Genomic DNA, 18,771 nt, shown 5'->3' with positions numbered 1-18,771 from the left:
GTCGGGTCGGACGTGATTGAGAAAGATCCCAGCCTTCCGCTGGGATGACGTGAGAGTGGAAATGAGCACATACCGCATTCAGGGCGCAACGGGTGAGTGGGAGGTCGTGATCGGCCTCGAGGTTCATGCGCAGGTCGTCTCCAACTCCAAGCTGTTCAGCGGAGCGGCCACCGCCTTCGGCGCTGAGCCCAACAGCCAGGTCAGCCTGGTCGATGCGGCCATGCCGGGCATGCTGCCGGTGCCGAACCGCGAATGTATCCGGCAGGCGGTGCGTACGGGCATGGCGATCGACGCGGAGATCAACAAATATTCGCGCTTCGACCGCAAGAACTACTTCTATGCCGATCTGCCGCAGGGCTATCAGATCAGCCAGCTTTACCACCCCATCGTGGGCGAGGGGCAGCTCCTGATCGAGGCGGACGAGAAGGCCGGTATTCCCGAAGACAAGGTCATCGGCATCGAGCGTATCCATGTCGAGCAGGACGCGGGCAAGCTGATGCACGATCAGCACCCGTCGATGAGCTATGTCGATTTGAACCGTAGCGGCGTCGCGCTGATGGAAATCGTCAGCCGGCCCGACATGCGCAGCCCCGCCGAAGCGGGCGCCTATGTCCGCAAGCTGCGCTCCATTCTGCGCTATGTCGGAAGCTGCGACGGCAATATGGAGGAGGGCTCCATGCGGGCCGACGTCAACGTTTCCGTCCGCAAGCCGGGCGAGGAATTCGGCACGCGAACCGAGACCAAGAACGTGAATTCCGTCCGCTTTGTGATGCAGGCCATCGAGCACGAGGCGCGCCGCCAGGTCGATTTGATCGAGGATGGCGGAAAGGTGGTTCAGGAAACCCGCCTGTTCGATCCGAACACTGGCACCACGCGGTCGATGCGCAGCAAGGAAGATGCGCATGATTACCGCTACTTCCCCGATCCTGACCTGCTGCCGGTCGAGCTGGACGACGCGTTTCTAGAGGATTGCCGCAAGTCGCTCCCCGAACTCCCCGATGCGAAGCGCAAGAGGTATGAGGATGAGCTGGGTCTCACCCCCTACAACGCGCGCGAACTGACCGCCGAGGTCGAAACTTTCGCCCGGTTCGAAACGCTGCTCTCCGCAACTGCAAAGGGCACCGGCAAGTCGGAAAAAGACGTCGCAACCCAGGTCGCGAACTGGTCTCTTTCGGTCGCACCGGGGGTGATGAATGCTTTGGGGGCTGAGGCCAACCCCGCACATGCGACGGCGGAAGCGCAGGCCGCGATCCTCGATATGCAGTCCAAGGGCGAGATTTCTGGCGGTCAGGCCAAGGAAATTTATGAAATCGTTCTCAAGTCGGGACGCGACCCCGCCGAAATAGCCGAGTCCGAGAGCCTGAAGCAGACCAGCGACACCGGCGCGATAGAGAGGGTCATCGACGAGGTGCTTGCTGCCAACCAGGACAAGGTGGCCGAGTACCGCGGCGGCAAGGACAAGCTGTTCGGCTTCTTCGTGGGCCAGACGATGAAGGCCATGCAGGGCAAGGGTAACCCGGCGGTTGTCAATCAGCTGCTGAAGGACAAGCTGGGGTGACGATCCACAAGCTTTCGCGCCACGCGAAGGCATTGGCGGTGACAGGGGCTTTGCTGTTTCTGGCGGGGCTGGTTCAGGGCGGAGCGATCTCCGCGTTCACGAATCCGCGCATGGCCCTGTCGGCTCACCTCGATGCGGTGCAGAGCGGCATGGCGCTGATGATCGCGGGTCTCTTTTGGGGCTACTGCACGTTCGACGCGAAAAGCGAAGCGGTCGCACGCTGGGCGTTGGCCACGGGCATGGTCGGTCTGTGGCTGGGGCTCACGCTCGCGGCCCTGACAGGGGCGAGCCAGGTACTGCCGTTGGCAGGAGCAGGTTTCGCGGCCGCGCCGCTGGCGGAGATGGTGACAGCAGCCCTGGTACTGCTTTCCAGCGCCGCGCTTGCGATCGGCTGGGCGCTGTTCGCTCTTGGCCTTATCAGGACGCGATGCTCTCCATAATCCTCGTCCAGCCCGAAATTCCCGGAAACACCGGCGCGGTGGGGCGGACTTGCGTGGCGCTGGATGCGGAGCTGATCCTGATCCACCCGCTCGGCTTCGTGATTTCCGACGCGCGCGTGAAGCGATCCGGGCTGGATTACTGGCCTCACGTGCGTCTTAGCGAATACCGCAGCTGGGAGGATTTTGTCGAACAACGGTCTCCGCGTGCCGACCAGCTTTTCCTGTTCGAGGAATATGCCAGCACATCGTTCTTCGATGCGGACTACCCGGATGATGCGATGCTCGTGTTCGGGCGGGAGACCAAGGGCATTCCGGAAGACATCTGGCGGCGCTATCCCGGGCGGCAGTTTCACCTGCCGATGCGCAGCGAGCATATCCGCTCGCTCAATCTCGCCAATACGGTGACCGCCGCCGCTTATCAGGCGCTGCGAGGAAAGCTCTAACCGAATTTGCCCCACACGAAGCGGCTCGACAGCGCGTAATTCCACACCGAGCCGATCAGAATGCCCGCGAGCCCAGCGAGATAGGGCTGCACGCCGATCTCCACCAGCAGTGCCCCAGCGCCAACGTTGGAGAGCAGGCCAACCGAGCAGGTCAGCGCGAATTTGAGCCAGCCCCGCAGCAGCGGGCCGGTGCCGTGAAGGCGCTGGTCGGCGTAGGTCAATGCGTTGTTGAGTGTGAAGTTGAACGTCATGGCGACCAGCGCGGCGATGGTCTGGCCGATGGCGAAATCGGTGAAAACGGCCTTGCCCGCACCCACGTGAATGGTCTGGAAGAAGGCGAACAGAACCGCCATGTGGACCAATACGCCCATCGCGCCGATGGTGCCGAACAGGGCGAAGCGCGTCGGGATGATCCGCCCCAGCCATTTATCGTACAGGCCCACCAGGAATTCGAAAGCCACTACGCGGTCGAGCTTGCTTTCCCCCGCTTCGCGCGCGGCGAAATCGAGCGGCAGTTCCTTGACCCGCATGGGTTCCTTCGATGTCGCCAGGATGTCGAGCAGGATCTTGAAGCCGATCCCCGATAGCCGGTCCACGCGGGACCGCACATCCTCGGTCCGAAGCATGAAATAGCCGCTCATCGGATCGCTCAGCTCTACGCCGGTCAGCTTGCGCGCGAGATCGTTCGCCACGCCGGACATACGTTCACGGTCGGGCCGGTTCCATCGCGCGGTACTCGATCCCGCGGCGAAGCGGCTGGCATAGGCGAGGTCGTAGTCGCCCGACCGCAGCGCCTCCAGCATAGCGACCAGCAAATTCGGATCGTGCTGGTGGTCTGCATCCATCACGGCGACCAGTGGTGCGCTCGTAGCACACATTCCCTCAATCGCCGCACTCGCGAGGCCGCGCCTGCCTATCCTCTCGATGATCCGGATCCGCGGATCGGTGCGGGAAATCGCGCGCACCGCATCGGCGGTTCCATCCACGCTGTGATCATCCACGAAGATCGCCTCCCACCCGACGCCTTCGAGCGCCCGGGCGATGCGGTCCACCATCGTGGCGATATTGGCGCGCTCGTTGAAAGTCGGCAGCACGATGCCGAGTTCGAGGGGCATGGATGGGGTCGTCACGGTCGAGCGGGCAAAAGGAAGGGGTGCCGAGGCCACTTCAGCCACCGACACCCCCTGCTGATCACCTATAAGGCGCGAAGCGGCTCAGGCGCGCTCGCCGGTCAGCGGCATGTCGCCGAAAGCGCCGGCATTGACCTTGCCGGCCAGCGTATCGCCTTCCACGGTCGCTTCGCAGGTCAGTTTCATCGGCATCGGCACCGTCATGTCCATGGTCCAGTGCAGCGTGTTGCCATCGACGGTCCCGTCCTTGATATCCATCGAACCCATGCCGCCGGCCATGCTGCCGCTCCAGCTGTTGCCTTCGCCGCAATTCACGGTGAGCGTGCCCTTCTGATCGCCCATCGGGCTCTTCACGGTGGTGTTGTAGGTTCCTTCAACGGACATGAACGCTCTCCTCTGAAATTGATTGCTGGCAACTGGACATCAGTTACCCGACATCTCGCGCACTTCCACGGGTAAGCCGACCGCGTCAAGCTGCGAGCGCACCTTGCTGGCATCGCCGACCACCACCCACACGAACCGTTCGGGATCGATCGCACCCCGGATGGCGGAATCGAGGCTGGTGCTGGTCTGCTGGCGATAACGATCGGCCAGCAGTTCGTAGTAGTTGTCCGGCCGGCCGTAGAGCGCGTTGCTCTGCATCGCCGACAGGATCGAGCCCGAGGTTTCGAACTGGCCTGGCAATTCGCCGATCTCGGCAGCGACGATGCGCGTCCGTTCGGCATCGCTGATACCCTTGGTGTCGAGGAATTCACCCGTTTCGCGAATGAGTTCGGTCAGCGCATCGCCCGTGCGGTCCTGTTGGACCGGTGCGGAGATCGTATAGGCCACCGCATTCTGCCTGGTCTGAGGGCCTCCGCGCACACCATAGCTCCACCCCTTGGTCTCACGCAGGTTCATGTTGAGGCGAGACAGGAAATTGCCGCCCAGCGCGTTGTTGGCGTTGAGGAAATCGACGTAGGTTTCATCATTGGCCGACGCGGGTGTGAGCAACCCGCCGAGAATGTAGCTCTGCGGAGAGTTGGGCCTATTGATGAGGATGATACGGCCCGCTGCATCGCCGGGTCCGGTGGTCGAGGCGAAGCTCTTTTGTCCCTTGGCCACGGCGGGCGCCTGCCAGTCCCCGAAGGCCGTGTTGAGTGCCGAGACGATCTCAGCCAGCGGACGGTCTGAAACCACGAAGACCTCGCCGTTGTCGGGGCGGATCCAGCGATCCTTGAACGAAACGATATCCGCGCGGGTGATGGCGCCGACCGAAGCGGCGGTACCGCTGTCGGGGCCGGCATAGGGGCTGTCCTTGCCGTAGATCAGCGGCGTGAGCGTGCGTGCGGCGATGCTCTGCGGGGTCTTGAGCTCTTGCTCGATACCGGTGAGGGCTCTTGTGCGCAGCCGCTCCAGTTCGCCTTGGTCGAGTGCGGGATCGCGTACGATATCCGCCAGCAGCTCAAGCGAGGGGACAAGGTTTGCGGACAGGGCCGAGAGGGTGAAGGTCGAACGATCCGCACCGCCGCCAAGCGAGATTGCCGCACCCAGCCGTTCGCGTGCCTCGGCGATTTCCTGCGAGGACATTGTCTCGGTCCCTTCGTCGAAAAGATCGAGAGCCAAGCCTTCCAGCCCACGCTTGTCAGCCGGATCGGCGGCGGAGCCGGCGTCGAAGGACAAGGTCACATAGGTTGCGGGGACCGCGTCGCGCTGCGCATAATGCAGGCGCATGCCATTGGCGAGCTGTGTGTGACTGACATCGGGGAAATCGAGAGCGGCAACGCTCGCGATGGGCGGGGCAGGGCGCTCCTTGGTCACCGTGATCTCGCCTTGCGCGCCGGTCTTTTCCGAAGAGCCATCTCCGTCGACGGAGGCGGCTTCCTCATAGCTGCCGTCGCGCTCGCCGGGCTCCAGGATCAAAGTCAGCGCCGGGCGGGTCATCCATCGCTCCATCGCCGACTTGACTTCGGCGGGGGTAATGGAAGCGAGGATTTCCAACTGCTTGGCGTAGAAGTCCGGATCACCTGCCAGCACTTCGCCGGTAGCAAGCGTCACGGCCTTTCCGCCGAAACCGCCAACCTGTTCCAAACCGCGGATCGTGCCGGAGACGGTGCTGGTCGCAGCGCGATTGACCTCGTCCTGGGTCGGACCTGTGGCGATGAAATCGGCAATGAGCTCGTTGAGACGCTTCTCGACGACTTCGGTGGCAACGCCGGGCTTGGCGGTGGCGCCCACACCCAGGATGCCGACACGCTGGAGCGCGTAGTTGAAAGCCGAAACGCCGACGGCGAGCTTCTCGTCACGGACCAGAACATTGTCCAGCCTACTGGAGGCGAGGCCGCCCAATATGCTGGAGCCGACGCTTAGCGCCGTCAGCTCGCGATCAGTTATGCCGGGCACGGCCCAGTACTTGGTGATGTCGGTCGCCGCGACCTGATCCTTCATCACGGTGCGCACGTCCTGAGCGAGTTCCGGCACGGAGGCTTGCGCGGGGTCGTTGACCGGCCCCCTGGCGATCGGGCCGAAATATTTCTCGACCATAGGGCGCGCTTCGGCCGCCGAGACATCCCCCGCCAGTACCAGCGTGGCGTTGTTCGGACCGTAATTGTCGCGAAACCAGTCCTGAACATCGGCCATAGAGGCGGCATCCAGATCGGCCATGGAGCCGATCGGGGAGTGATCGTAAGGGTGCGGCGCGGGGAACAGCGTCTGGATGATCTCGTAGAACACGAGCCCGCCCGGCTGGTTGTCGCCTTGGCGCTTCTCGTTCTGGACGACACCGCGCTGGTTATCGAGCTTGGCCTGCGTCACAGCGCCGAGCAGATAACCCATGCGGTCGCTTTCCAGCCACAGCGCGCGTTCCAGCGCCGGCCGCGGTACGGTCTGGAAGTAATTCGTTCGGTCGAAATTGGTGGTGCCGTTGTAATCGGTGGCGCCCATCTCCTGGAGGTACTGGAAATAATCCTCTTGCGCGTTTTCCGAACCGTTGAACATCAGATGTTCAAACAGGTGCGCAAAGCCCGTCTTGCCCTCCGGCTCGTCCTTGGAGCCGACATTGTACCAGACGGCCACGCCCACGATAGGCGCCTTGCGATCGGTATGGACGATCACATCCAGGCCGTTCTGCAGCTGGAATTTCTCGTAAGGAATGGAGACTTCGTCGACCAGCGTCGAAAGTGGCGCCGCCCGTGCTTCCGATGCCGCCACCGGAGCCGCCATGGACGATTGGGTTGCCATCGGCGCGGTGGTGGCGCAGCCCGCCAGCGCAAGTGCGGCGATACTGGAGCCCAGGACAAGCTTCAAACGCATGAAATTCCCTCAATTATCGGTTTCGGGCCAGAATAAGGCCCTTTCATCTGTGCGCCACTATTTTCTTGGACGCAGCATTGGCGAGGATATCCTCACGCCAGAAATGGACCGGTTTGAAGCGGTGCTGGACGAACAGCGTACCCTGATCGGTGAAATGCGGATTGTCGGGGCGTGTGACCGCCGCACCGAAAGGCTGGATCGATTTAGACCTCACCCGCTGACCCGGCCACCATTCCGCCCACTGGATGAAGCTGTCGCCATGTTTGACCACCAGGCGGCCGTCGTCGGCCACGTCCCAGGTCGTCGACGCGCGCAAGGTGTCCGATCCGCCATCCAGCGGAAGGTCGATGGCCCACGGGCCAGGGCCTCGCCGCAGACGCAGCAGTTCGCTCATCGGTGGATCCAGTCTACCGAAATGCGTCATCAGATGGTCGACCGAACGGCGGAGCTCTTCGCCCGTATCGGGCCACGGCTTGCTATTGTAGCTCGATGCCATCCATTCGCGCACCATCAGCAGGGCGAGCGCGTCTCCCCGGCCGATGTTGTCGGCACTGCGATCCCAGTTCAGCAGCAGCCGCCGCGCGGCGCCCAGTTGCTCGTCGTCACCCGTGTCGAAGCCCCGGATGTCGGAGAGCATCTTCGCGACATAGCCCGCCTCGTCATAGATGGTGTCGAACTTGATCCGCTCCAGCGTGTCGGGGTCGAGCTGCTCCGCCGCGCTCATCAGTCGCCAGGATCGTCTCGCCCGGTTGGTCATGGCCAGTTCCACGCCCATTTCGGGCGGCACGCTGTCCGGGTCCAGATCGCTGCCCGGTCCTGCGGCATAGAACGGGGTGTTGTTGGCGTTGAACAGCCACCCGCTTGCCGGATTTACGTATTTCGGCAAGGCATCGTAGCTGACCGGGCCGGTCCAGATGAGCGAGGGATCGTCCCCCGGCAAGATGCCGCGCCAGTCGTGGCCGGGAAGCCGCTGCGGTATGGCAGCGTTATAGATATACGCGATATTTCCTTCCTCGTCCGCATAGAGGAAATTGGTGGAGGGTACCGCCATGCGCGCCAGCTGGGCCTGCCACTCTTCCAGATCTTCGGCCTTGTTGAGGCGGTAGTACGCATCGAGCTGCTCGAGCTGGTCGATGCCGCCGTATCTGAATGCAAAGGCGCCGTTGTCGTTGATGATCACAGGCCCGTGCGCACTGCGGTAGACCGTGCGGCGAACCGGCAGCACCAGGGGGCCGATCTTGACGGGGAGGGTGACGGTCTCTTCCTGCAAGGGCAGCCAGCGGTCGCCCAGCTTGTAGTTCTTGCCGCTGTCATCCAGCACCAGCTTGTAGATATCGACCATGTCGGGACGGTTGACCGTATTGGTCCAGCCCAGATGTTCGTTGTGGCCCAGGAATGGATAGGGGCTGCCGGGGAAATTGGCGCCGGCAAAGTGCCAGCCCTCGTCGCTCTCTACGACCAGTTCATACCATGCCACGCCCCCGCGCCAAGGCTGGTGGCTGTTTGACACCATGATCGACGGACCGCCGCTGGCTTTGGGGGCAACCACGAATGCATTGGACCCGGCCAGCGCTGCGTCCTCGCCCCAGGGCAACGGCATCGGGCCTGTCCGGCTCGAACGGGCCGGCTCCACGGTCATTGGTTCGACCGGGCTTTCGGCGGGCTTGTCGAGGGGGATTGGCGGGCCGTTCTCGGGGCGCAGGGGCTCGCCGTTGACCAGTGGTTCGATCACGCCATTGAGGCCGAAAAAGAACGGTTGGCGCAGCGCGAAACCCGTCGCCACGTCCAGTCCGTTGATCGGGAACAGGCGGGCCAGCTTGACCTCTCCCGGATGCTTGCGGGCGAAATCGTTGAGACCGACGGCGTAGGCTTCGAACAGCGCGCGCGTGTCCGCGGGGAGGAGGGGGTAACGCTTGCGCGCAGTGTCGCGCGCGCCGAGCAAATGATAGACATAATCCACCGCTGCTCCATCCTGGCCGGCGATGGCGCCATATCGCCCGCGCGACATGGCAACCACGTCTTGCAGGGTGGCGAAATCATCCTCTGCGTGGGCCTGCGCAACGCCGTAGGCGACATCGGCATCGGTCTTGCCGTGAATATGGGGCACGCCGAATTCGTCCCGGATTATCTCGGCCCGATAGCTACGCTGTGGCCGTTCGTAACCCTCGGCCTCCTGCGCGAAGAACGGTTCCCACACCATCAGCGCTACGATCGCAATCACCGCAACTGCCACCAGTGCGAGCGCAATCCGTCCGACAATTTTCATTTTCCGGCCTCTCCTGACCCTGCGTTACCTACACGCCGCAGCGGTGAAGGGAAGGGCCGCGGCGCTTGTCGGTCACAAGGCCGCCCCTATATGCAGGTAACACACCGTCAGGACATCGCTCGCGGGGGTTGTGTTGCATAATAGCAACACTATCTAGGGGTGGCTAATCGCAAGAGGATATGGATGAACTTGGAGAAATTCACCGACCGCGCAAAGGGCTTCCTCCAGAGCGCGCAGACCGTTGCCATCCGCATGAGCCATCAGCGGATCAGCCCAGCGCACCTCCTGAAGGCCCTGCTCGAAGACAATGAGGGGATGGCTGCCGGGCTGATCCAGCGTGCCGGCGGCAATGCGAAAGCTGCGGTCGATTCGATCGATGCCGCGCTTGCCAAGATACCCGCGGTGAGCGGTGGCGGTGCGCAGCAGACCCCCGGGCTCGACAACGATGCCGTTCGCATTCTCGATCAGGCCGAGCAGATTTCCGAAAAGTCGGGTGACAGCTATGTCACGGTGGAACGGCTGCTGCTTGCCCTGGCGCTTTCGAGCACCACTGCCGCGGGGCAGGCGCTGAAGGCGGCGGGCGTCGAACCCAAGGCGCTCGAGGAGGCCATCACCAAGCTTCGCGGCGGGAGGACGGCGGACAGCGCCAGTGCCGAAAACGCCTATGACGCGATGAAGAAATACGCCCGCGACCTCACACAGGCAGCCCGCGACGGCAAGCTCGACCCCGTTATCGGACGCGACGAGGAAATTCGGCGGACGGTTCAGATCCTTGCGCGCAGGACCAAGAACAATCCCGCGCTGATCGGAGAACCCGGCACCGGGAAGACCGCCATCGCCGAAGGCCTCGCGCTTCGCATCGCCAATGGCGACGTGCCCGACAGCCTAAAAGGCCGCACACTGATGGCGCTCGACATGGGCGCGCTAATCGCTGGGGCGAAATATCGCGGCGAGTTCGAGGAGCGGCTGAAGGCGGTGCTCGATGAGGTGAAGGGCGCGGACGGCCAGATCATTCTGTTCATCGACGAGATGCACACGCTGATCGGGGCGGGTGCAAGCGAAGGTTCGATGGACGCCGGCAATCTGCTCAAGCCCGCGCTGAGCCGCGGCGAGCTGCATTGCATCGGCGCAACCACGCTCGACGAATATCAGAAATACGTTGAAAAGGACCCGGCGCTTCAGCGGCGGTTCCAGCCGGTCTATATCGACGAGCCCAGTGTTGAGGACACGATCAGCATCCTGCGCGGGATCAAGGAGAAGTACGAGCTTCACCACGGAGTCCGCATCACCGATGGCGCGATTGTGGCCGCCGCGCAGCTATCGAACCGCTATATCCAGAACCGTTTCCTGCCCGACAAAGCCATCGACCTTATGGACGAAGCGGCGAGCCGCATCCGCATGGAGGTGGAAAGCAAGCCGGAGGAGATAGAAAACCTCGACCGCCGGATCATTCAGCTCAAGATCGAGGAGCAGGCGCTCCAGAAGGAAACCGACGATGCCTCCGCGGATCGGCTGGCGACCTTGCGCAAGGAGCTGGCCGATCTTGAGCAGCAGTCGAGCGAGCTCACCACCCGCTGGCAGAACGAACGCGACAAGATCCATGCCGAGGCGCGGGTGAAGGAGGAACTGGATTCTGCGCGCCTCGAACTTGAGCAGGCACAGCGCGAGGGCGATCTCGGCAAGGCGGGAGAGCTTCAGTACGGTCGCATTCCGGAACTGGAGAAAAGGCTGAAGGAGGTCGAAAGCCAGTCTCAGAACGCGATGCTGCGCGAAGAGGTGACCGAAGACGACATCGCCGGGGTAGTCAGCCGCTGGACCGGGATTCCGGTCGATCGGATGATGGCGGGAGAGCGCGAGAAGCTGCTCGATATGGAGAACATCATCGGCAAGCGCGTCATCGGTCAGGAGCAGGCGGTGAGCGCGGTGAGCAAGGCCGTGCGACGCGCGCGCGCAGGATTGCAGGATCCCAACCGCCCGCTGGGCAGCTTCCTGTTCCTGGGTCCGACCGGCGTCGGCAAGACCGAACTGACCAAGGCGCTGGCGGGCTTCCTGTTCGACGACGATCAGGCGCTTGTCCGCATCGACATGAGCGAATTCATGGAGAAGCACGCGGTTGCCAGGCTGATCGGCGCGCCCCCGGGCTATGTCGGATATGACGAGGGCGGGGTCCTGACCGAGGCGGTGCGCCGCCGCCCCTACCAGGTCGTGCTCTTCGACGAGGTGGAAAAGGCACACCCGGATGTATTTAACGTGCTTCTACAGGTTCTCGACGACGGGCGCCTGACGGATGGGCAGGGCCGTGTCGTAGACTTCACCAATACGCTGATCATCCTCACCAGCAATCTTGGCAGCCAGTTCCTGACCCAGATCGAAGATGGCGCCGATGTCGATAGCGTCGAACCGCAGGTGATGGATGTCGTGAGGGCGCATTTCCGGCCCGAGTTCCTCAACCGCCTCGACGAGATCATCCTGTTTCACCGCCTTGCGGCCGAACACATGGCGCCGATCGTGGAAATCCAGGTCAATCGCGTTCAGAAGCTGCTGCGGGATCGCAAGATCACGCTCGACCTGACTGAAGCCGCCAAGCGTTGGCTCGGGCGGGTGGGTTATGATCCAGTATACGGCGCCCGGCCGTTGAAGCGCGCGGTGCAACGCTATCTCCAGGATCCTCTCGCCGACATGATCCTGAAAGGCGACGTGCCCGACGGTGCAACGGTCGAGATCGACGAGGGCGACGGGGCGCTGGTGATGACAATAGCTTGAAATACGGGGACGTACAGTCGCCAGCCGTCTCGAATGTCAAATCAACCAAGATGAGGCTGGAAAAAATGAACCTTCCCTGGGATAGCTTGATCGGAATGACAGGATGGGCATAGTTCACATCGAGACCCGTGTTGGCCGGAGGAAAACTAAGTGAATTTATCGAACTCGGTTGCGTGCGTTTCCTTGTTTGTGACGGGAACAGCAGCGCTCGCGCAAAACAACACTGCAGGTGGAGACCGAATGCCCGAGGTCTTCGAAAATGTTTTGCAATGTCGATCTATTGCCGACGAGGATGCGCGGCTAGTCTGTTTCGATAAATCAATTGCCTCTCTCGACGAAGCCCGCCGGCAAAGGGACGTCGTGATTGTGAGTAGAGAGGAAGTACGCGACGTGAGGCGTGGACTCTTTGGTCTTTCGCTTCCGAGAATAAAGCTTTTTGGTTCCAGGGACGGCGATGAGAGTGAACAGGAGGAATTCAGCGAAATTTCGTCCACAATTGCGGGAGTTGGAAGAGGTCAGCGCGGACTCGTTTTAAAGCTTGCCGATGGTGCGGTCTGGGAACAAACCGATAAGGTGTATTTGGGGAACGTGCAGGAGGGGGATACGATCACAATCAAACGCGCGGCCTTGGGGAGTTACATGGCGAAAATAGGCGGCAGCCGCGGCGCACGCGTCAAACGTATCGAGTGAAATCTACCATCGTAGGTTGAAAGGGCGCTTTCATCGCGCCCTTTTTTTTAGGTTGGTGGAAGGTTCGACCAACTGATTACATGATCTGATTTTGCGCTCTGTTTCACTTGCACGACTGACAAAAAAAGGGGCGGCCAATGGCCGCCCCTTTCGTTTCCAGGTCTGATGCGATCAGAAGCGCATCCGAACACCGAAGTAGTAACGACGACCGAAGACGTCGTACACATCCGCTGCGGTATCCGTACCGGTGACATTGAACGTCGTACCGGAAAGAAGGTTCGGCGCATCGTTGTCGAGCAGGTTATCCGCACCGACGTAGAACTCAAGGATATCCGAAGCGTAGAAGGTCGCCTGGGTGTCAAGATAGAACTCGGCCCCTACGCCTACACATTTCGGCTCAGCATCGAACGCAGCGCAGAAGTTCTGATCTTCATAGGAGCGCCCAATGTAGGTGCCGGTGAAGGTCAGACGGAAGTCATCGTTTCCATACGCAACGTTCGCAGTGAACTTGTCCTCGGGAGTTCCGATTTCTCCTGCAGCTGGATCGACATCCTCTCCTGCAAGCGGCGTGTAGTCGTTCCGGAACACGTGAGTGTATGCCACCCGCGCCGACACCCGGTCATTGATGCTAAGACCAATGGGGGTGCTGTAGTTCAGGGTAACGTCCAAACCTTCCGTCTCGAGAATGGCCGCGTTAACAGCGAGAGCGTTAATCAGATCGATAGAACCCGCGCTGTTGACCGCAGTCGGCGCACCACGGCGCGTTATAAGGTCACAGAAGGTCTGGTTGCCCTGACCGTAGCACTGGTCGAGGCTGAACTGACGTGGGAACGATGCAATCACATTGTCGATGCTGATATTGTAGTAGTCAGCTGTGAGCGTCAGGTTACCAAGACCGAGCGAGCGAGCGTCGAAAACGCCACCGAAGGTATAGGACTCCGACTCTTCCTCTTCCAGATTGGGATTGCCACCGTTGAAGCCGCTGATGCCCTGAAGGTCAGCTTGGTTGAGCGTAAACACACCATTGGCTGCGATATTTGCAGCGACCCCTGGGTCTGCGCGGCAATTATCCCCGGTGGCTCCACCGCCGGTAGCACCAATTCCAACACAAGGATCGGTCAAACCACTTGGGAAGGTCTGCGAGAGTCCCGAGAATAGCTCACCAACGTTCGGAGCGCGGACCGACTTGGCGTAGGTACCACGAAGACGTAGCGGAGTGAACGGTTGCCAGGTTACTGTGCCGTTGTAGCTCGTGATACCACCGACTGTAGAATAGTCAGCGTAGCGGATCGCACCACCAATCTCGAGCAGTTCGAAACCAGGGGTATCAGCGAGGATCGGAATCTTCACTTCGGCGAAGACTTCCGAGACGTCGAAACTGCCGCTGGTGTCAGGCAACTTGTTGCCTGCATTCAAACCCGCGTTGGTAAGCGCATCGTTATCTTCAAACGAGCTTTCCTTCCGGTATTCGCCGCCGACAGCGATGCCGACTGGACCGGCAGGCAGGTCGAACAGCGAACCGGAAACGAGACCTTGCACGACACTTTGACGGATGCCGGTCTGATAAGTGCCCTGCGCCTGGATATAGTCGATCGCGGCCTGTGAGAGGGCCCCGGCACCGAAAATGTTAGCTGGCACACAACCGTTGGCGCGAGCTTCTGCACTCACACAGATCGCTTCACCAGCGATTCCGTTTCCATTTTCGTCACCGACCTCCGAACGAACTGCGAGGGCATCACGGAAGTTAACGACGTTGACCTGCCCACTTGAGGTCTGGTTTTCAGCAACTTCACCGTAGTTGTAGCTGAGATCCCAGGTGAACCGATTGTCGAGGAAGTCACCACGAGCGCCCACAACGAAGCGGTAGAAGTCACGTGAGGTCGTCCCCGCACGCGGACCAAACTCGCTTAAGCGGCGAGCGAAGCCAATGTCACGAAGGCCGTCGCCATTAGTATCGTTCGCTTGAGCTAGGATAGCTGCAGGGACGAGTGGATTGGCGACAATCGTGTTGGTTCCGGGAAGATAATTCTCGATATTGTAGCCGCCACCCGTCGGAAAGACACCGTTCGCGCCGCCGGATTCGAGAGGAAAGGGCTCAATAATACGCGAAGAGGTCGTCCGATTAAATGTCCCTTCGAAGTACGCTTCAACGTCATCAGTGAGCTCGTAGTTGCCGCGAGCGGCGAAAAGGTAGCGTTCTACTGGAACCGCCAGAGTACGGAAGTTCTGGCGGTTGAAACCATTGGGACCAAATCCGGTACCAATCCCCGGGATTGCCGGCGAAGCTTCATTCACGTTCGGTGTGGCGGGATTATCTGCGATAGCTGGACGAGCGCTGCTGCACGCTGCCGAAGCGTTGCCCTGGAAGCACGGCTGAAGCTGACCATTGGGACCATAGGTGAAAGTGTAAAGCGATCCAATTACATCTCCACTCCCGTTAAAGCGCTGTCCAACAATGAAGCGACCCTGCGGAGGAAAGCTTGAGAAGAACGGTTCTGCTACAACTCCGAAGTCGGCCAGATCCCCAGTAACGAACGCGGCGCGATCGCCATCGTCGATGCGCGTGTTGCTACGCTGACGAGAAAGCAAACCTTCTTCGTTGGAGTAGCCCAAGTGCAGCATGATATTGCCGCGACCGTCAGCGACGTTGGCGCCCGCAGTTACGTTGGCTTGATAGCGCGCATCGTCGCCACGCTCGGTGATGCCGTACTGCGCGTTGGCTTCGACGCCCTCGAAATCGGTCTTGTAAACGAAGTTCACCACGCCCGCGATAGCATCAGACCCATACAGGGCCGAGGCGCCACCGGTCAGAATGTCGATCCGTTCGATGAACTGCGTGGGGATTACGTTGAGGTCGACGGTAGCGGAACCCGGAAGCGAAGCAACAACGCGGCGCCCGTCGATCAGAACCAGCGTACGGTCGGAGCCGAGATCGCGGAGGTCGACGGTGGCGACGCCCGTTCCAGAGGTTAAGAAGGCCGAGTTCGTGCGGCTAAGAGCTGGAGTGCCGAAAACCGGGTTCTCGAGCAGAAGCTCTTGGATATTGGTCACACCGGCGTCGTCCACCACCTGATCATCGATGACCTGAAGCGGTGCAGGCGATTCAACGGTAGGTGAAGCGATGCGCGAACCCGTGACCACAATCGCGGTGCCGGTGGGCCGCTCATCGGCCGAAACGGTATCCGTATCTTGCGCAAGTGTTGGCTGAGCAATCAGCGCAAGACCGAGCACCGCCGGTGCAGCCGATATCTTTAGATAACTGGTGAGTTTCATGTTGTCCCCTTGTGACCTTAGGTCGCTAGTGGTTGCCCCTGTTGGATGCATATCCAACCGAACTTCTGGCCCAATCGGTTGGGCTGAAGTTGGCGTAATGCAGGTGCGATACGCCGACCTGCAACAGTTTTGTCGCGCTTTCGCGCTATACACGTTCTGATCGTGACAATTTTGACACATCAATTTGGATGCTTGGTTGAGCATGTTACGGCGAGGTTTGTACTTGGTGAAGTGAAGATACCTTCGGTGAAAACAGGTCGGCCCCATGCGCTGTTAGGTTGCAACCGGCCACCTTATGCGTACTATCTTTCGACAATTCGCGCCGTTGCCGACGGACTTGGGAGAAAACTACAGATGCCAGACGCCTATATCGTTGAAGCCGTTCGTACCGCCGGCGCGAAACGGGGCGGGCGCCTTGCCGGGGTTCATCCCGTTGACCTCGCGGCCAAGTCGCTCGACGCCATCGTGGAGCGTACTGGAATCGATCCGGCGGCGGTCGAGGATGTGGTGATGGGATGCGTGGGCCAAGGCGGCGAACAGGCGATGCAGGTCGGGCGCAACGCCGTGCTTGCCGCCAAGCGATTGCCGCAATCCACGCCGGCCGTCACCATCGACCGGCAATGCGGCTCCAGCCAGCAAGCCATCCAGTTCGCCGCGCAGGCGGTGATGAGCGGCACGCAGGACGTCGTCATCGCCAGCGGTGTGGAGAGCATGACGCGCGTGCCCATGGGCAGCACCGCAACGCTGCACATGAAGGAAGGCCTGGGGCACTACAAATCCCCGGGGCTGGAAGAAAAATATCCAGGCATTCAGTGGAGCCAGTTCGCCGGCGCGGAGATGATCGCCAAGAAGCATGGCTTCTCCAAGGACGATCTCGACCGCTTTGCGCTGGCCAGCCACCAGAAGGCGGCTACCGCGACCGAAGTGGGCGCATTCAAGGATGAAATCGTCCCGGTGGAGATCGAGACGCCTGAAGGTGAGGATTGCCATACCGTCGATGAGGGCATCCGGTTCGACGCCACCCTGGAAGGCATCGCGGGCGTCAAGCTGCTCAGCCCCGAGGGCAGGATGACGGCCGCCACCAGCAGCCAGATCTGCGACGGTTCGAGCGCCGTACTGGTGGTGAGCGAGGCGGCGCTGAAGGCGCATGGCCTGACGCCGCTCGCCCGTATTCACAACCTCACCGTGACGGCGGGAGATCCGGTGATCATGCTGGAAGAGCCATTGTTCGCCACCGATCGTGCGCTCAAGCGCGCGGGCATGTCGATCGGCGACATCGACCTTTACGAGGTGAACGAGGCTTTCGCGCCCGTGCCGCTTGCCTGGCTCAAGCACACCGGCGCCGATCCCGAAAAGCTCAACGTGAACGGCGGCGCCATCGCTCTCGGGCATCCGCTGGGCGCCAGCGGTACCAAGCTGATGGCAACGCTGGTCCACGCCTTGAGGGCGCGGGGCAAGAAATATGGCCTGCAGACGATGTGCGAAGGCGGCGGCGTAGCCAATGTCACCATCATCGAGGCTCTTTAATCTAAGGATCAGGAGAGAAAAATGGACGTAAGCAGCAATACCCCCGCCATCGTGACCGGCGGCGCTTCAGGTTTGGGCGCCGCAACCGCAAGGGCCTTGGCCGCCAAGGGGGCCAAGGTCGCCCTGTTCGACATGAACGAGGAGAAGGGCAACGCGCTCGCCAGCGAACTGGGCGGCGTTTTCTGCAAGGTCAATGTCACCAGCGAGGAAGAAGTTGACGCGGCTTTCGCGAAGGCGCGCGAGGCGCATGGCCAAGAGCGTATCCTGGTGAACTGCGCGGGGATCGGCAACGCCATCAAGACAGCGAGCCGCGACAAGCAGAGCGGCGAGATCAAGCACTTTCCGCTGTCCGCTTTCGAATTCGTGATCCAGGTCAATCTGATCGGCACGTTCCGCTGCATCGCGAAATCGGCCGCCGGCATGATGACGTTGGATCCCCTGAGCGAAGATGGGGATCGCGGTGCCATCGTGAATACCGCATCGGTGGCTGCCGAAGATGGCCAGATGGGGCAGGCGGCCTATTCCGCGTCGAAGGGGGGCGTCGTGGGCATGACATTGCCGATCGCCCGCGATCTCATGAGGGAAGGAATTCGCGTCAACACCATCCTGCCCGGCATCTTCAACACGCCGCTGATGAATGCCGCGCCGCCCCAGGTTAAAGAGGCGCTTGCCGCCTCGGTGCCGTTCCCCAAGCGGCTTGGCAATCCCGAGGAATATGCCAAGCTTGCCATGTGCATGATCGAAACCGGCTATTTCAACGGAGAAGACGTGCGGCTGGACGGCGCGATCCGAATGTCTCCGCGGTAACCGGGACATTGGTTGCCTTTGCAACTTGAAATCGCAAGGCGGCGGGATAGGGAAGGGGCATGAAAGCCCAATCCCGTCCCGCCAAGCGCCTTGCTGATTTCCTCCCCTACCAGCTTTCGATCGCCAGCAATGCGGTATCCACGCGCATCGCAGAACAGTACCGGCGGCGTTTCGCGCTGAAGCCGACCGAGTGGCGCGTGATGGCCGTGCTGGGCGATTCCGGAGCTTTAACCCAGCGCGATTTGTGCCGGCTCACGCTCATGGACAAAGTGCCGGTGAACCGCGCCTGCCGTACCCTGGAAGATCGCGGGCTCGCGTTGCGAACGCCCAATGAACGCGACGGGCGATCGCATCTTCTCGAGCTCACGGTCGAAGGGCGTGCCGTACGCAGCCGCGTGATGCCGCTCGCCGAAGCCATCGAGGATGAGTTGTTCGGGGTCCTCGACGAAAAGCAGCGCGCGGCGCTCACGGACATGCTCGTGCGCGTGCGCGAAGCCGCCGGAGACTTCGACGCCGCCAATCTAGAAAGTTAGCGAAAACGGAGCGAACCGCTCCCGCTCCGCATCTCGTCTCGCATCAATAT

Annotated in this window: 13 protein-coding genes; 8 read left to right on the top strand and 5 right to left on the bottom strand. The window is 61.3% G+C overall.

The window, feature by feature from the left end; translation table 11 throughout:
- Window positions 1-61: 61 nt before the first annotated feature.
- The 3 genes from gatB to ACFDTG_RS02760 are packed head-to-tail and all read left to right on the top strand — an operon-like array spanning window position 62 to window position 2,441.
- On the top strand, window positions 62-1,558 hold the full coding sequence (gatB, locus tag ACFDTG_RS02770; RefSeq protein ID WP_375289616.1) for an Asp-tRNA(Asn)/Glu-tRNA(Gln) amidotransferase subunit GatB: 1,497 nt from the start codon (window positions 62-64) through the stop codon (window positions 1,556-1,558).
- Entirely contained in the window at window positions 1,555-1,998 is a 444-nt protein-coding gene (locus ACFDTG_RS02765) for a hypothetical protein (protein WP_375289560.1), read from the top strand. Before gatB ends, ACFDTG_RS02765 begins: the two co-directional genes overlap by 4 nt.
- A complete protein-coding gene (locus ACFDTG_RS02760) occupies window positions 1,986-2,441 on the top strand; it encodes a tRNA (cytidine(34)-2'-O)-methyltransferase (RefSeq protein ID WP_375289559.1) in 456 nt (151 codons plus the stop codon). The genes ACFDTG_RS02765 and ACFDTG_RS02760 overlap by 13 nt, the downstream gene beginning before the upstream one ends.
- On the opposite strand, the gene ACFDTG_RS02755 is transcribed toward ACFDTG_RS02760, so the two are convergent.
- The 4 genes from ACFDTG_RS02755 to ACFDTG_RS02740 all read right to left on the bottom strand — a co-directional run bounded on the left by ACFDTG_RS02755 (window position 2,438) and on the right by ACFDTG_RS02740 (window position 9,128).
- Window positions 2,438-3,556 carry a glycosyltransferase gene (locus tag ACFDTG_RS02755; RefSeq protein ID WP_375289615.1) on the bottom strand — a complete coding sequence of 373 codons (1,119 nt, stop codon included), beginning with the start codon at window positions 3,554-3,556 and terminating at the stop codon, window positions 2,438-2,440. The two genes, ACFDTG_RS02760 and ACFDTG_RS02755, sit on opposite strands and share 4 nt — an antisense overlap.
- A gap of 99 nt (window positions 3,557-3,655) precedes the next feature.
- A complete protein-coding gene (locus tag ACFDTG_RS02750; RefSeq protein WP_375289558.1) occupies window positions 3,656-3,955 on the bottom strand; it encodes a hypothetical protein in 300 nt (99 codons plus the stop codon).
- A gap of 39 nt (window positions 3,956-3,994) precedes the next feature.
- Window positions 3,995-6,862 (bottom strand): M16 family metallopeptidase, encoded by a 2,868-nt coding sequence (locus tag ACFDTG_RS02745; protein WP_375289557.1) that lies wholly within the window; start codon window positions 6,860-6,862, stop codon window positions 3,995-3,997.
- 43 nt (window positions 6,863-6,905) lie between these two features.
- Window positions 6,906-9,128, bottom strand: coding sequence for an acylase (locus tag ACFDTG_RS02740; protein ID WP_375289556.1), 2,223 nt, complete (start codon window positions 9,126-9,128; stop codon window positions 6,906-6,908).
- A 183-nt stretch (window positions 9,129-9,311) separates the two neighbouring features.
- Here ACFDTG_RS02740 and clpB point away from each other — a divergent pair, with 183 nt between their 5' ends.
- On the top strand, window positions 9,312-11,891 hold the full coding sequence (clpB, locus tag ACFDTG_RS02735; RefSeq protein ID WP_375289555.1) for an ATP-dependent chaperone ClpB: 2,580 nt from the start codon (window positions 9,312-9,314) through the stop codon (window positions 11,889-11,891).
- A 240-nt stretch (window positions 11,892-12,131) separates the two neighbouring features.
- Window positions 12,132-12,581 (top strand): hypothetical protein, encoded by a 450-nt coding sequence (locus tag ACFDTG_RS02730; protein WP_375289554.1) that lies wholly within the window; start codon window positions 12,132-12,134, stop codon window positions 12,579-12,581.
- Window positions 12,582-12,752: 171 nt separating this feature from the next.
- On the opposite strand, the gene ACFDTG_RS02725 is transcribed toward ACFDTG_RS02730, so the two are convergent.
- Window positions 12,753-15,854 carry a TonB-dependent receptor domain-containing protein gene (locus ACFDTG_RS02725; RefSeq protein ID WP_375289553.1) on the bottom strand — a complete coding sequence of 1,034 codons (3,102 nt, stop codon included), beginning with the start codon at window positions 15,852-15,854 and terminating at the stop codon, window positions 12,753-12,755.
- 354 nt (window positions 15,855-16,208) lie between these two features.
- Here ACFDTG_RS02725 and ACFDTG_RS02720 point away from each other — a divergent pair, with 354 nt between their 5' ends.
- The 3 genes from ACFDTG_RS02720 to ACFDTG_RS02710 are packed head-to-tail and all read left to right on the top strand — an operon-like array spanning window position 16,209 to window position 18,721.
- A complete protein-coding gene (locus ACFDTG_RS02720) occupies window positions 16,209-17,381 on the top strand; it encodes an acetyl-CoA C-acetyltransferase (RefSeq protein WP_375289552.1) in 1,173 nt (390 codons plus the stop codon).
- Window positions 17,382-17,402: 21 nt separating this feature from the next.
- Window positions 17,403-18,188 (top strand): SDR family NAD(P)-dependent oxidoreductase, encoded by a 786-nt coding sequence (locus ACFDTG_RS02715; RefSeq protein ID WP_375289551.1) that lies wholly within the window; start codon window positions 17,403-17,405, stop codon window positions 18,186-18,188.
- A 59-nt stretch (window positions 18,189-18,247) separates the two neighbouring features.
- A complete protein-coding gene (locus ACFDTG_RS02710) occupies window positions 18,248-18,721 on the top strand; it encodes a MarR family winged helix-turn-helix transcriptional regulator (protein WP_375289550.1) in 474 nt (157 codons plus the stop codon).
- Window positions 18,722-18,771 lie beyond the last annotated feature (50 nt).

Origin of the sequence: Qipengyuania sp. (assembly GCF_042095715.1) — a bacterium.
In the GTDB taxonomy this organism is placed as follows: domain Bacteria; phylum Pseudomonadota; class Alphaproteobacteria; order Sphingomonadales; family Sphingomonadaceae; genus Qipengyuania.
Note: the sequence above shows the minus strand (reverse complement) of the source record. Positions and strands in the feature narration are given on the sequence as shown.

Bases quoted from the DNA above. Each gene is read 5' to 3' on its own strand.
- gatB (WP_375289616.1), top strand. From the start codon at position 62: ATGAGCACATACCGCATTCAGGGCGCAACGGGTGAGTGGGAGGTCGTG.
- ACFDTG_RS02760 (WP_375289559.1), top strand. From the start codon at position 1,986: ATGCTCTCCATAATCCTCGTCCAGCCCGAAATTCCCGGAAACACCGGC.
- ACFDTG_RS02755 (WP_375289615.1), bottom strand. From the start codon at position 3,556: ATGCCCCTCGAACTCGGCATCGTGCTGCCGACTTTCAACGAGCGCGCC.
- ACFDTG_RS02750 (WP_375289558.1), bottom strand. From the start codon at position 3,955: ATGTCCGTTGAAGGAACCTACAACACCACCGTGAAGAGCCCGATGGGC.
- ACFDTG_RS02745 (WP_375289557.1), bottom strand. From the start codon at position 6,862: ATGCGTTTGAAGCTTGTCCTGGGCTCCAGTATCGCCGCACTTGCGCTG.
- ACFDTG_RS02740 (WP_375289556.1), bottom strand. From the start codon at position 9,128: ATGAAAATTGTCGGACGGATTGCGCTCGCACTGGTGGCAGTTGCGGTG.
- clpB (WP_375289555.1), top strand. From the start codon at position 9,312: ATGAACTTGGAGAAATTCACCGACCGCGCAAAGGGCTTCCTCCAGAGC.
- ACFDTG_RS02730 (WP_375289554.1), top strand. From the start codon at position 12,132: ATGCCCGAGGTCTTCGAAAATGTTTTGCAATGTCGATCTATTGCCGAC.
- ACFDTG_RS02725 (WP_375289553.1), bottom strand. From the start codon at position 15,854: ATGAAACTCACCAGTTATCTAAAGATATCGGCTGCACCGGCGGTGCTC.
- ACFDTG_RS02720 (WP_375289552.1), top strand. From the start codon at position 16,209: ATGCCAGACGCCTATATCGTTGAAGCCGTTCGTACCGCCGGCGCGAAA.
- ACFDTG_RS02715 (WP_375289551.1), top strand. From the start codon at position 17,403: ATGGACGTAAGCAGCAATACCCCCGCCATCGTGACCGGCGGCGCTTCA.
- ACFDTG_RS02710 (WP_375289550.1), top strand. From the start codon at position 18,248: ATGAAAGCCCAATCCCGTCCCGCCAAGCGCCTTGCTGATTTCCTCCCC.